Below are 467 nucleotides of genomic sequence, written 5' to 3'. Positions count from 1 at the left end.
CTGGTAATCCACCGTTCCGTCGGATACACCGGATAATTCAGTGGTCCCTAAGCTTTGTCCATTTTCGTCCACAAACTTAACATTGATCTTTTGTGGATTTGGCGTGTAGACCACGTTGATCGTATTATCATCACGCCCAGCTGGTACTGTCACCGTTGAAGTTGTGGTGGTATAACCCGGAATGTCGGGTGTTGCCACACTCGTCCCTGGGTAATTGTGCACTACCGTTGGCGTGGTATTTGGAATGGCGTTACCATCACCGTCGGTCGGTACGATGCTGGCCGTGACTTTGACAGCGTTGATCTTACTCAGGACAACCACGTAAGTTGGGGTGGCTGCATCGTCATGGTCATAAGTTGTCTTAGCACTGGCCAAACCGTTATTGTTGCCCTTCTTCAAGGTATAGCCCTGATTCAAGAGGTCTTGTTGCGCTTCAAATGCTGGCTGGTAATCCACCGTTCCGTCGG

1 protein-coding gene is annotated in these 467 nt (G+C 50.1%); it reads right to left on the bottom strand.

All coding sequences use genetic code 11. The annotated features are described in order from the left end of the window. A partial coding sequence (locus tag HC026_RS12420; protein ID WP_168926210.1) for a hypothetical protein occupies nt 1–467 on the bottom strand: 467 nt, incomplete at both ends.

Source organism: Secundilactobacillus angelensis, from assembly GCF_012641075.1.
Lineage (GTDB): Bacteria > Bacillota > Bacilli > Lactobacillales > Lactobacillaceae > Secundilactobacillus > Secundilactobacillus angelensis.
Note: the sequence above shows the minus strand (reverse complement) of the source record. Positions and strands in the feature narration are given on the sequence as shown.